The sequence below is a fragment of the Bacillus sp. ME78 genome, from assembly GCF_903970865.1.
Taxonomy (GTDB): domain Bacteria; phylum Bacillota; class Bacilli; order Bacillales; family Bacillaceae_G; genus Bacillus_A; species Bacillus_A cereus.
In genome coordinates this window covers 24,835-37,341 of sequence record NZ_CAJCKK010000029.1, presented here as the reverse complement: position 1 = coordinate 37,341, position 12,507 = coordinate 24,835, and the positions used below count along the sequence as shown (strand labels likewise).

Here is a 12,507-nt window from a genome sequence, read left to right as displayed (position 1 = left end):
ATTATCCCTCCTTCTTTTCTGATACCACAACTGTAATGTGGCTTGTGCGTTTGTTAATTTGGCTTGCACGACCCATTGCACGTGGACGGAAACGTTTCAACGTTGGACCTTCGTCAACGAAGACTTTTTCAACAACTAGGTTGTTAATGTCCATCTCATAATTGTGCTCTGCATTTGCGATTGCAGATTTTAAAACTTTTTCTACAACTGGAGAAGCAGTTTTTGGTGTGTGGTTAAGGATAGCAATCGCTTCACCCACTTGCTTACCTCGGATTAAGTCTACTACTAAACGAACTTTACGAGGAGCAATACGAACTGTTCTCGCTACTGCTTTAGCTTGCATTGAAGTGCCTCCTCTCATTATCTTCTAGTTTTCTTATCGTCAGCAAGGTGACCTTTATACGTACGAGTTGGTGCGAATTCACCTAACTTATGGCCAACCATATCCTCAGTGATGTACACAGGTACGTGTTTACGACCATCATATACAGCGATTGTGTGTCCGATGAACTGAGGGAAGATTGTTGAACGGCGAGACCAAGTTTTAACAACTTGTTTTTGCTCAGATGCAACTAATTTTTCCATTTTGCTCATTAAGTGATCATCGACAAATGGTCCTTTTTTTAAGCTACGAGCCATTTTGGTGCCTCCCTTCGTGATTGGCGTACGGTTCTAGAAATGAACCGTACTACAATCCCATTATTTTTTACGACGACGAACGATGAATTTGTCAGACGCTTTGTTTTTCTTACGAGTCTTGAATCCAAGAGTTGGTTTACCCCATGGAGACATTGGAGACTTACGTCCGATTGGAGAACGTCCTTCACCACCACCGTGTGGGTGATCAACCGGGTTCATTACAGAACCACGAACTGTTGGGCGTTTACCTAACCAGCGAGAGCGACCTGCTTTACCGATTTTGATAAGTTCGTGTTGTTCGTTACCTACTTGACCGATTGAAGCGCGACAAGCAGATAATACAAGACGTACTTCACCAGAAGTTAAACGTACAAGTACGTATTTACCTTCTTTACCAAGTACTTGAGCAGATGTACCAGCAGAACGAACTAATTGTCCGCCACGACCAGGCTTAAGCTCGATGTTATGAACAACAGTACCTACTGGAATGTTGATTAATGGTAATGCGTTACCGATTTTGATGTCAGCTTCTGGGCCAGACATAACTTCCATACCTACTTCTAAAGATTTAGGAGCAAGAATGTAACGTTTTTCACCGTCAACGTAGTTAATTAATGCGATATTCGCAGAGCGGTTTGGATCGTATTCGATCGTAGCAACGCGTCCTGGAATTCCATCTTTGTTACGCTTAAAGTCGATGATACGGTATTGACGCTTATGTCCGCCACCTTGATGACGTACAGTAATTTTACCTTGGTTATTACGACCAGCCTTCTTGCTTAAAGGAGCAAGTAATGACTTTTCGGGTCTGTCAGTCGTGATTTCAGCGAAATCATTCGTAGTCATATTACGACGACCGTTAGTAGTTGGATTATACTTTTTAATTCCCATCTCAATTTCCCTCCTTCTTTAGTAAGAATTAAACGCCTTGGAAGATTTCGATTTCTTTGCTGTCAGCAGTTAGCTTAACGATTGCTTTACGACGACGGCTAGTAAAACCAGCGTGACGACCAACGCGTTTTGCTTTCGGCTTGTAGTTCATGATGTTCACTTTTTCTACTTTAACACCAAAGATCGCTTCAAGAGCATCTTTAACTTCTGTTTTATTAGATTTAACGTCCACATCGAACGTGTATTTTTTTTCAGCCATCATTTCCATAGAACGTTCAGTGATAACTGGGCGCTTAATGATATCACGAGGATCTCTCATTATGCAAGCACCTCCTCTACTTTTTCCACTGCCGCTTTTGTCATGATTAGCTTATCATGATGAAGCACGTCTAAAACGTTTACGCCATCAGCAGTGATTACTGTTACTCCAGGGATATTGCGAGCAGATAACTCTACAGATTCGTTTGCATCAGCAGTTACGATAAGAGCTTTCTTCTCAACAGTTAATCCTTTAAGTACTGCTAGCATGTCTTTTGTTTTTGGTGCATTTAACACTAGGTCTTCAAGAACTACAATGTTGTTCTCAACTACTTTAGTAGCTAATGCAGATTTGATTGCTAAACGACGAACTTTCTTAGGAAGTTTGTACGCATAGCTTCTTGGTGTAGGTCCGAATACCGTACCACCACCACGCCATTGAGGAGAGCGGATAGACCCTTGACGAGCACGTCCAGTTCCTTTTTGACGCCATGGTTTACGACCACCACCGCGAACTTCAGAGCGAGTTTTTACTTTGTGTGTACCTTGACGTAAAGATGCACGTTGCATCATTACAGCTTCGAAAAGTACAGCTTCATTTGGTTCGATACCGAAAATAGCTTCAGCTAATTCGATTTCACCAACCTGTGAACCAGTTTGGTTATATACAGTAACTTTTGGCATTGGAATTCCTCCTTCCTATTGTGAATTATTTGCTAACCTTCACAGCGCCTTGAACAACTACAAGAGATTTCTTAGCACCTGGAACGTTACCTTTTACTAGTAATAAGTTGCGCTCAGTGTCAACTTGAACGATTTCTAAGTTTTGGATAGTAACTTGGTCTCCACCCATACGTCCAGCAAGTTTTTTGCCTTTGAATACACGGTTCGGAGCAACTGGGCCCATTGAACCTGGACGACGGTGATAGCGAGAACCATGAGACATAGGTCCGCGAGATTGTCCGTGGCGTTTGATAACACCTTGGAAACCTTTACCTTTAGAAATTCCTGTTACGTCAACGATTTCACCTGCAGCGAAAACTTCAACTTTTACCTCTTGACCAACCTCTAATCCGTCCACGTCTGCATCGCGGATTTCGCGAATGAAGCGCTTAGGAGTTGTAGATGCTTTAGCAGTGTGGCCTTGTTCAGGTTTGTTAGTTAACTTTTCACGTTTATCTTCAAATCCTAACTGGATTGCATTGTAGCCATCAGTTTCAGTTGTTTTCTTTTGAAGAACAACGTTTGGATTAGCAGCGATAACTGTTACTGGGATTAACTCACCGTTCTCAGCAAATACTTGAGTCATACCGATCTTTCTTCCTAAGATTCCTTTGGTCATGAGTTACACCTCCTACATTTTTAAGTTATATAATTTATAGTTTGATTTCGATATCTACACCAGACGGTAAGTCTAAACGCATTAATGAATCTACTGTTTGTGGAGTAGGACTCACGATATCGATTAAACGTTTGTGTGTGCGCATTTCAAATTGCTCACGAGAATCTTTGTACTTATGAACAGCACGAAGAATTGTGTAAATAGTCTTCTCAGTTGGTAATGGGATCGGACCAGAAACTGTTGCCCCAGAACGCTTAGCTGTTTCTACAATTTTCTCAGCTGATTGATCAAGAATACGGTGATCATAAGCTTTTAAACGGATACGAATTTTTTCTTTTGCCATTATTTTCCCTCCTTCGTTCGCCTATTTCTAAAATAGACCTTCTCCATGGAAATTTCCCCACACCATGCCATGGCAAAGCGGCCGGGTGTGTCAGCAACCTTCCACTTCATCGCAGTCAAAGACCAACATTGTCTATTATACAATGTTATTCGTCTAGATGCAAGCATCTTTTTGTTTGCATCTGCTTTTCTCTACTTTTGCTATTATACATGGCACTTTAAAGAATTTCAAGTTTTCATCTAACAGAATTCGTTTTACAGTTTCTGGATTATCTTTTGTTGTTTTTATATTACTATAGAAGAAACTCGTCAAAACAAAAAAACACACTCTTCTTCTTTATATAAACGCAAACAAAAAACCTAAGGGAAAATCCCTTAGGTTTTTTTATATCAGCTAAGATTACTCAACGATAGTAGCAACTACACCGTAACCTACTGTACGTCCACCTTCACGAATAGAGAATTTAGTTCCCTCTTCGATAGCGATTGGAGCGATAAGTTCGATAGTCATTTCGATGTTGTCACCAGGCATTACCATTTCAGTACCTTCTGGTAATTGGATGATACCAGTTACGTCAGTTGTACGGAAGTAGAACTGAGGACGGTAGTTAGCGAAGAATGGAGTGTGACGTCCACCTTCTTCTTTAGATAATACGAAAACTTCAGCTTTGAATTTAGCGTGTGCTTTTACAGAGCCAGTTTTAGCAAGAACTTGTCCACGTTGGATGTCTTCACGAGCAACCCCACGAAGAAGAGCACCGATGTTGTCTCCAGCTTGAGCTTGGTCAAGAAGTTTACGGAACATTTCTACACCAGTTACAGTTGTAGAAGCATTCTCTTCAGCAAGACCGATGATTTCTACTACGTCACCAACTTTAACGATTCCGCGCTCTACACGACCAGTTGCAACTGTACCACGACCTGTGATAGAGAATACATCCTCGATAGGCATTAAGAATGGTTTGTCAGTTTCACGTTCTGGAGTTGGGATGTAAGCATCAACTTCAGTCATTAATTCAATGATTTTTGCTTCCCAATCAGCTTCTCCTTGAAGAGCTTTAAGAGCAGAACCTTTGATTACAGGAATGTCGTCGCCTGGGAATCCGTATTCAGATAATAGGTCACGAACTTCCATTTCTACTAATTCTAATAATTCTTCGTCGTCTACCATGTCGCATTTGTTTAAGAATACAACGATGTAAGGAACACCTACTTGACGAGAAAGAAGGATGTGCTCACGTGTTTGAGGCATTGGGCCATCAGCAGCAGATACTACTAAGATACCGCCGTCCATTTGAGCAGCACCAGTGATCATGTTTTTAACATAGTCAGCGTGACCTGGGCAGTCAACGTGTGCATAGTGACGAGTTTCAGTTTCGTACTCAACGTGTGCAGTTGAGATTGTGATTCCGCGCTCTCTTTCTTCTGGAGCAGCGTCGATTTGATCGTATCCGCGTGCTTCAGCACCACCAGCTTTTGCAAGAACTGTAGTGATTGCAGCAGTTAATGTAGTTTTACCATGGTCAACGTGGCCGATTGTACCGATGTTAACATGGGGTTTAGAACGTTCGAATTTAGCTTTAGCCATTCTAAATTCCTCCTTAGTTTATATAGGTTATTTTATATTTAGACTAGAAAGCGAAACTTACGTCCCACTTTCTAAGCTTACATAAGTAGTTATACTCGAACAATTGATAAAAATCAATTATTCGCCTTTATTTTTTTTAATAATTTCTTCTGAAACAGACTTCGGTACTTCTTCATAATGATCAAATGTCATTGAGAATGTTCCGCGTCCTTGAGTGTTAGAACGTAATGCTGTCGCATAACCGAACATTTCAGAAAGTGGAACCATAGCGCGAACAACTTGTGCGTTACCGCGAGCTTCCATACCTTCTACACGTCCACGACGAGATGTTACGTCACCCATGATGTCTCCCATGTACTCTTCAGGAATTACAACTTCAACTTTCATCATTGGCTCAAGAATTACTGGGTTACATTTAGAAACCGCAGCTTTAAGTGCCATTGATGCAGCGATTTTGAACGCCATCTCAGATGAATCGACATCATGGTAAGAACCGTCAACTAATGCTGCTTTAATGTCAACTAGTGGATAACCAGCTAGTACACCATTTTTAAGTGAGTCTTCAAGACCCGCTCCAACAGCTGGGATGTATTCACGTGGAACTACACCGCCGACGATTTTGTTTTCGAATTCAAATCCTTTACCTTCTTCGTTAGGTGCAAACTCAATCCAAACGTGACCGAATTGTCCACGTCCACCAGATTGACGAGCAAACTTACCTTCAACTTTCGCAGCAGCGCGGAAAGTTTCACGGTATGCTACCTGAGGAGCACCAACGTTTGCTTCGACTTTGAATTCACGGCGCATACGGTCAACGATGATATCAAGGTGAAGTTCACCCATACCAGCGATGATAGTTTGGCCAGTTTCTTGGTCAGTGTGAGCACGGAATGTTGGATCTTCTTCAGAAAGCTTAGATAATGCTGTACCCATTTTATCTTGGTCAGCTTTAGATTTTGGTTCGATAGCTACAGAGATAACTGGCTCTGGGAATTCCATAGACTCAAGGATAACAAGGCTCTTCTCGTCACAAAGAGTATCACCAGTAGTAGTATCTTTTAAACCTACAGCAGCAGCGATATCACCAGCGTAAACTGTTGAAATCTCTTCACGGCTGTTAGCGTGCATTTGTAGGATACGTCCTACACGCTCACGCTTACCTTTAGTTGAGTTTTTCACGTATGATCCAGAGTTTAACACACCAGAGTACACACGGAAGAACGTTAACTTACCAACATAAGGGTCAGTCATGATTTTGAATGCTAAAGCTGCGAATGGTTCTTCATCGCTAGACTTACGTTCGATTTCTTCATCTGTATCCGGAAGAGTACCTTTAATAGCAGGTACATCTAATGGAGATGGTAGGTAGTCGATAACTGCGTCTAACAGAATTTGAACACCTTTGTTTTTGAATGCAGAACCACAGATTACTGGGAAGAATTCTACAGAAGTTGTAGCCTTACGGATACCAGCTTTAAGCTCTTCTACAGTGATTTCTTCACCTTCTAGGTACTTCATCATCATTTCTTCATCAAGCTCAGCTACCGCTTCAATAAGCTTTCCGCGGTATTCTTCAGCTAGTTCTTTGTGCTCTTCAGGAATTTCGACACGCTCGATGTCTGTTCCTAAATCGTTACCGTACATGTAAGCACACTCTTCAACAAGGTCAATGATACCATTGAACTCATCTTCAGCACCGATTGGTAACTGAATTGGATGTGCGTTTGCTTGTAAACGATCGTGGATTGTTCCTACAGAGTATAAGAAATCTGCACCGATCTTATCCATTTTGTTAACGAATACGATACGAGGTACACCGTAAGTAGTAGCCTGACGCCAAACAGTTTCTGTTTGTGGTTCTACACCAGATTGTGCATCAAGTACTGCTACCGCACCATCAAGTACGCGTAAAGAACGTTCTACTTCTACTGTGAAGTCTACGTGTCCTGGAGTGTCAATGATGTTTACACGGTGACCTTTCCATTGAGCTGTAGTTGCAGCAGAAGTAATTGTGATACCACGCTCTTGCTCTTGCTCCATCCAGTCCATCTGAGATGCACCTTCATGAGTTTCACCGATTTTATGAATACGTCCTGTGTAATACAGAATACGCTCAGTTGCTGTTGTTTTACCAGCATCGATGTGAGCCATGATACCAATATTACGAGTGTTTTCTAAAGAGAACTCTCTTGTCATTTGGTGTCTTGCTCCTTCCATATATGGATTGGATTTTTTATTTTAAGTAGCAAAAAAGCCACTTTATATTGTTACATATGCCAGTGTCCAGTACCCTCATTATGTAAAACGAGCGCCCAACGAAAGGGAGAGGCATTCTCCCTCTCCACACTTCCATAAGCGACAAATAAAGCGGTTTATGCATACATTTATTTTACGTTGAATCCTACCAACGGTAATGAGCAAATGCTTTGTTAGCTTCTGCCATTTTATGAGTGTCTTCACGTTTCTTAACAGATGCACCAGCGTTGTTAGCTGCATCTAAGATTTCGTAAGCTAGACGCTCTTCCATAGTTTTTTCACCACGAAGACGAGCATAGTTTACTAACCAGCGAAGACCTAAAGTTGTACGGCGTTCTGGACGAACCTCAACTGGAACTTGGTAGTTAGCACCACCAACACGACGAGCGCGTACTTCAAGAACAGGCATGATGTTCTTAAGAGCTTGCTCGAATACTTCCATTGGTTCTTTATCTGAACGTTCACGAACGATATCGAAAGCGTTATAAAGAATTGTTTGAGATTTACCTTTTTTACCGTCAACCATCATTTTGTTGATAAGGCGTGTTACTAGCTTAGAATTGTACATTGGATCTGGTAACACGTCACGTTTCGCAACAGGTCCTTTACGAGGCATATTGAGTTCCTCCTTTCATTATAAGTTTATTATTTTTTAGCAGGTTTTGGTCGCTTAGTACCATATTTAGAACGTCCTTGCATACGTTTGTCAACACCAGCTGTATCAAGCGCTCCACGAACGATGTGGTAACGTACCCCTGGTAAATCCTTTACTCGACCACCGCGAATTAATACTACGCTATGCTCTTGTAAGTTATGACCGATACCTGGGATGTAAGCTGTAACTTCAATACCGTTTGTTAAACGTACACGAGCGTATTTACGTAACGCTGAGTTAGGTTTCTTTGGAGTCATTGTACCAACACGAGTACATACACCACGTTTTTGAGGTGCAGAGATATCAGTTGATTTTTTCTTTAAAGAGTTAAATCCTTTGTTTAACGCAGGTGATTTAGATTTCCATACTTTATCAGTACGACCATTTCTCACTAATTGGTTAATAGTAGGCATTTGATTATCCTCCCTTCGCATGTTTGTATGACCACATATCCAGGTGGTTCATTATTAGTTGAAAACAAAGTTTTTGCAAGGAAGAGCAAATGCTCTCTCCTCACAAAAACAGTTTTAACTTATTATTCCTATTGCTGAAGCTCCCACTTGAATCCCCGAAACTTTTCCAAGCTTACGAACTGATTCAACCTTTGTTATGGGTATGTTATGTTGCAAAGCAGTGCGAATGATAATATGGGTTAACCGCACATCAGCATCTTCTGCAATAACAACTTCTTTAACTATACCATTTTTGATTGCTTCCAATGTGCGTTTATGACCAACGACTACATTTTCAGCATTTGACACTTTTTGATAAGACATATAAATATCCTCCAAAGCATCGTTCAGGAGCAACCTTGATTATAGTAACATTTTGACTCATACAATGTCAACTAGGATTAGATGTTTTTATACAAAATTTACGACGGAAAATTTTACTGTTCCACATAAATCTCATCGTTTTCTACATTCATGTTATCTTGTGTTGTTTTTACAAGATCCACTTTGCGATAACGATTCATACCTGTTCCAGCAGGAACAAGTTTACCGATAATAACGTTCTCTTTCAATCCTAGAAGCTCATCACGTTTACCTTTAATTGCTGCATCAGTTAAGACACGAGTTGTTTCTTGGAATGATGCTGCAGATAAGAATGAATCAGTTTCAAGTGAAGCTTTTGTAATACCAAGTAGAACAGGTCTAGCTGTCGCTGGTTGTTTACCTTTCAGTAACACCTTCGCATTCGCATCAGTAAACTGATGGATATCTAGTAATGTTCCTGGTAATACGTCTGTTTCACCTGCATCACTTACACGAACTTTACGTAGCATTTGACGTACCATTACCTCTACGTGTTTGTCACCAATTTCTACCCCTTGCATACGGTATACTTTTTGAACTTCACGTAATAAGTATTCTTGAACTGCTGTAATGTCCGTTACTTTTAGTAATTCTTTCGGATCAATAGAACCTTCTGTTAACTCTTTACCGTGGCTAATCGGCTGTCCTGGAGTTACTTTCAGACGAGCACCGTAAGGAATAGCATACGTACGAGCTTCAACTTCACCCTGTACAACTACTTCTTGGCGATCTTTAACATCGTTGATCGCTGCGATAACACCGTCGATTTCACTGATAACTGCCTGACCTTTCGGATTACGAGCTTCGAAGATCTCTTGGATACGAGGTAAACCTTGAGTGATATCATCTCCGGCAACCCCACCTGTATGGAATGTACGCATCGTTAACTGTGTACCTGGCTCACCGATAGATTGAGCTGCGATAATACCTACCGCTTCTCCTACTTCTACGTCTGTACCAGTTGCTAAGTTACGACCGTAACACTTCTTACATACACCATGGCGAGTGTTACACGTAAACGCTGAACGAATATTTACAGTTTCAACACCCGAATTTTCAACGATATGAGCGATATCTTCAGTAATTAATTGGTTTTCACTAACTAATACTTCACCTGTTTCAGGATGTTTTACAGTTTTTCTTGCAAAACGTCCAACAAGACGATCATATAATGACTCAATTACTTCATTACCCTCTTTAATCGCACCAATTAATAGACCACGATCTGTTCCACAATCATCTTCACGGACAATTACATCTTGTGCAACGTCTACAAGACGACGTGTTAAGTAACCAGAATCGGCAGTTTTAAGTGCTGTATCGGCAAGACCTTTACGCGCACCATGCGTAGAGATGAAGTACTCAAGTACTGTTAAACCTTCACGGAAACTCGATTTGATTGGAAGTTCGATGATACGACCAGATGGATTGGCCATCAGACCACGCATACCAGCAAGCTGAGTAAAGTTAGATGCGTTACCACGGGCACCTGAGTCACTCATCATGAAGATTGGATTGCGTTTATTCAAGGATTTCATCAGTTTTCCTTGGATAACATCTTTTGCATTACTCCAAATAGAGATAACGCGATCGTAACGTTCTTCTTCCGTGATTAAACCGCGACGGAATTGTTTAATTACATTATCTACTTTTGCTTGTGCTTCGTGGAGAATTTCATCTTTTTCGCCTAATACAAGAATGTCAGATACCCCAACTGTAATACCAGCTTTTGTAGAGTACTTGAACCCTAAGTTTTTCATACGGTCAAGCATGCGAGACGTTTCTGTAATTTGGAAACGTTTGAACACTTCCGCAATGATGTTACCAAGGATCTTCTTGCTAAATGGCGCCACTTCTTCGCGACTAGCAATAATTTCTTTAATGTTCGCACCTTTTTCAACGAAATATTCCGCTGGTGTTTCTTTTTCAAGGTTTGAGTTTGTCGGTTCATTAATATAAGGGAACGACTCTGGTAAGATTTCGTTAAATATTAATTTACCAACTGTTGTTAATAGAAGCTTACCTTTTTGCTCTTCAGTAAACGTTACGTTATTTACTGAACTTGCAGCAACTGCAACACGTGTGTGCAGATGTACATATCCATTTTGATATGCAAGTATTGCTTCGTTTGCATCTTTGAAGACCATACCTTCACCGATTGCGCCTTCACGCTCAAGTGTTAAGTAGTAGTTACCTAATACCATATCCTGAGATGGAGTAACAACTGGTTTTCCGTCTTTTGGATTCAAGATGTTTTGTGCCGCTAACATAAGAATACGAGCTTCTGCTTGTGCCTCTGATGATAACGGAACGTGAACCGCCATTTGGTCACCGTCAAAGTCCGCGTTGTATGCAGTACATACAAGTGGGTGAAGACGAATTGCGCGACCTTCTACTAATGTAGGTTCAAACGCCTGGATACCAAGACGGTGAAGTGTTGGTGCGCGGTTTAGAAGTACTGGATGTTCTTTAATCACAGATTCTAAAACGTCCCAAACTTCAGGGTGTACACGCTCAATTTTACGTTTCGCACTCTTAATGTTGTGTGCTAACCCTTTTCCAACTAACTCTTTCATAACAAAAGGTTTGAACAGTTCAAGCGCCATTTCTTTCGGTAATCCACATTGGTACATCTTTAAGTTCGGTCCTACAACGATTACAGAACGGCCAGAGTAGTCAACACGTTTACCTAATAAGTTTTGACGGAAACGTCCTTGTTTACCTTTAAGCATGTGAGATAATGATTTTAATGGACGGTTACCCGGTCCAGTTACTGGACGGCCACGACGACCATTATCAATTAATGCATCTACAGCTTCTTGTAACATACGTTTTTCGTTTTGAACGATGATGCTTGGAGCACCTAGGTCCAATAGACGTTTTAAACGGTTGTTACGGTTAATTACACGACGATATAAGTCGTTTAAGTCAGAAGTAGCAAAACGTCCACCATCTAACTGTACCATTGGGCGTAGTTCTGGTGGGATAACTGGTAGAACATCTAAGATCATCCAAGATGGTTCATTTCCAGAGTTACGGAATGCTTCTAATACTTCTAGACGTTTAATAGCACGAGTACGGCGTTGTCCTTGTGCTGTTTTTAATTCTTCTTTTAAGAAGTCTACTTCTTTATCTAAATCAATGTCTTGTAGTAGCTTTTTAATCGCTTCTGCACCCATAGCAGCTTGGAATGTGCTACCATATCGATCACGATATGCACGGTATTCTTTTTCAGAAAGTAATTGCTTCTTATCAAGTGGTGTATCTCCACTTTCTGTTACAACATAAGAAGCGAAATAAATTACTTCTTCAAGCGCGCGAGGGGACATGTCTAAGACAAGTCCCATGCGGCTCGGGATACCTTTGAAATACCAAATATGAGATACAGGAGCAGCTAATTCAATATGACCCATACGTTCACGACGTACTTTTGCACGCGTTACTTCAACGCCACATCGATCACAAACTACACCTTTATAACGTACACGTTTGTATTTTCCGCAATGACATTCCCAGTCCTTTTGTGGTCCGAAAATACGCTCACAGAACAAGCCATCTTTTTCAGGCTTTAACGTACGATAGTTAATAGTTTCTGGTTTCTTAACTTCACCGTATGACCAAGAACGAATCTTGTCAGGTGAAGCAAGTCCAATCTTCATATATTCAAAGTTATTTACATCTATCAAGGGGCCTACCTCCCTTTTAGTCTACAGGTTATCCC

At 41.0% G+C, this 12,507-nt stretch carries 13 protein-coding genes; all 13 read right to left on the bottom strand.

Going from position 1 to position 12,507, the window contains the following annotated elements; translation table 11 throughout:
• Position 1 precedes the first annotated feature (1 nt).
• The 13 genes from rplV to rpoC all read right to left on the bottom strand — a co-directional run bounded on the left by rplV (position 2) and on the right by rpoC (position 12,472).
• Positions 2-343 (bottom strand): 50S ribosomal protein L22, encoded by a 342-nt coding sequence (rplV, locus tag H6481_RS23230; RefSeq protein WP_001148024.1) that lies wholly within the window; start codon positions 341-343, stop codon positions 2-4.
• A 17-nt stretch (positions 344-360) separates the two neighbouring features.
• On the bottom strand, positions 361-639 hold the full coding sequence (gene rpsS / locus H6481_RS23225; RefSeq protein ID WP_000124454.1) for a 30S ribosomal protein S19: 279 nt from the start codon (positions 637-639) through the stop codon (positions 361-363).
• A 60-nt stretch (positions 640-699) separates the two neighbouring features.
• Entirely contained in the window at positions 700-1,530 is an 831-nt protein-coding gene (gene rplB / locus H6481_RS23220) for a 50S ribosomal protein L2 (RefSeq protein ID WP_000511583.1), read from the bottom strand.
• Between the two features lie 28 nt (positions 1,531-1,558).
• A complete protein-coding gene (gene rplW, locus H6481_RS23215) occupies positions 1,559-1,849 on the bottom strand; it encodes a 50S ribosomal protein L23 (RefSeq protein WP_001205558.1) in 291 nt (96 codons plus the stop codon).
• Entirely contained in the window at positions 1,849-2,472 is a 624-nt protein-coding gene (gene rplD / locus H6481_RS23210; protein WP_001127258.1) for a 50S ribosomal protein L4, read from the bottom strand. Before rplD ends, rplW begins: the two co-directional genes overlap by 1 nt.
• A gap of 25 nt (positions 2,473-2,497) precedes the next feature.
• Positions 2,498-3,130 (bottom strand): 50S ribosomal protein L3, encoded by a 633-nt coding sequence (rplC, locus tag H6481_RS23205; RefSeq protein ID WP_000160209.1) that lies wholly within the window; start codon positions 3,128-3,130, stop codon positions 2,498-2,500.
• A gap of 34 nt (positions 3,131-3,164) precedes the next feature.
• Positions 3,165-3,473 carry a 30S ribosomal protein S10 gene (gene rpsJ, locus H6481_RS23200; RefSeq protein WP_001040595.1) on the bottom strand — a complete coding sequence of 103 codons (309 nt, stop codon included), beginning with the start codon at positions 3,471-3,473 and terminating at the stop codon, positions 3,165-3,167.
• A 399-nt stretch (positions 3,474-3,872) separates the two neighbouring features.
• Entirely contained in the window at positions 3,873-5,060 is a 1,188-nt protein-coding gene (gene tuf / locus H6481_RS23195; protein ID WP_001029617.1) for an elongation factor Tu, read from the bottom strand.
• 117 nt (positions 5,061-5,177) lie between these two features.
• On the bottom strand, positions 5,178-7,256 hold the full coding sequence (gene fusA, locus H6481_RS23190; RefSeq protein WP_000196383.1) for an elongation factor G: 2,079 nt from the start codon (positions 7,254-7,256) through the stop codon (positions 5,178-5,180).
• Positions 7,257-7,461: 205 nt separating this feature from the next.
• Positions 7,462-7,932, bottom strand: a complete 471-nt coding sequence (gene rpsG, locus H6481_RS23185; protein ID WP_001137492.1) for a 30S ribosomal protein S7 — start codon at positions 7,930-7,932, stop codon at positions 7,462-7,464.
• A gap of 29 nt (positions 7,933-7,961) precedes the next feature.
• Positions 7,962-8,384, bottom strand: a complete 423-nt coding sequence (rpsL, locus tag H6481_RS23180) for a 30S ribosomal protein S12 (RefSeq protein WP_001142341.1) — start codon at positions 8,382-8,384, stop codon at positions 7,962-7,964.
• A 114-nt stretch (positions 8,385-8,498) separates the two neighbouring features.
• Positions 8,499-8,747, bottom strand: coding sequence for a 50S ribosomal protein L7ae-like protein (locus H6481_RS23175; RefSeq protein ID WP_000121831.1), 249 nt, complete (start codon positions 8,745-8,747; stop codon positions 8,499-8,501).
• 113 nt (positions 8,748-8,860) lie between these two features.
• On the bottom strand, positions 8,861-12,472 hold the full coding sequence (gene rpoC / locus H6481_RS23170; protein ID WP_000567943.1) for a DNA-directed RNA polymerase subunit beta': 3,612 nt from the start codon (positions 12,470-12,472) through the stop codon (positions 8,861-8,863).
• Positions 12,473-12,507: the final 35 nt, after the last annotated feature.

Excerpts from the sequence above, each read along its gene's own strand:
- rplV (WP_001148024.1), bottom strand. The coding sequence starts at position 343 with ATGCAAGCTAAAGCAGTAGCGAGAACAGTTCGTATTGCTCCTCGTAAA.
- rpsS (WP_000124454.1), bottom strand. The coding sequence starts at position 639 with ATGGCTCGTAGCTTAAAAAAAGGACCATTTGTCGATGATCACTTAATG.
- rplB (WP_000511583.1), bottom strand. The coding sequence starts at position 1,530 with ATGGGAATTAAAAAGTATAATCCAACTACTAACGGTCGTCGTAATATG.
- rplW (WP_001205558.1), bottom strand. The coding sequence starts at position 1,849 with ATGAGAGATCCTCGTGATATCATTAAGCGCCCAGTTATCACTGAACGT.
- rplD (WP_001127258.1), bottom strand. The coding sequence starts at position 2,472 with ATGCCAAAAGTTACTGTATATAACCAAACTGGTTCACAGGTTGGTGAA.
- rplC (WP_000160209.1), bottom strand. The coding sequence starts at position 3,130 with ATGACCAAAGGAATCTTAGGAAGAAAGATCGGTATGACTCAAGTATTT.
- rpsJ (WP_001040595.1), bottom strand. The coding sequence starts at position 3,473 with ATGGCAAAAGAAAAAATTCGTATCCGTTTAAAAGCTTATGATCACCGT.
- tuf (WP_001029617.1), bottom strand. The coding sequence starts at position 5,060 with ATGGCTAAAGCTAAATTCGAACGTTCTAAACCCCATGTTAACATCGGT.
- fusA (WP_000196383.1), bottom strand. The coding sequence starts at position 7,256 with ATGACAAGAGAGTTCTCTTTAGAAAACACTCGTAATATTGGTATCATG.
- rpsG (WP_001137492.1), bottom strand. The coding sequence starts at position 7,932 with ATGCCTCGTAAAGGACCTGTTGCGAAACGTGACGTGTTACCAGATCCA.
- rpsL (WP_001142341.1), bottom strand. The coding sequence starts at position 8,384 with ATGCCTACTATTAACCAATTAGTGAGAAATGGTCGTACTGATAAAGTA.
- H6481_RS23175 (WP_000121831.1), bottom strand. The coding sequence starts at position 8,747 with ATGTCTTATCAAAAAGTGTCAAATGCTGAAAATGTAGTCGTTGGTCAT.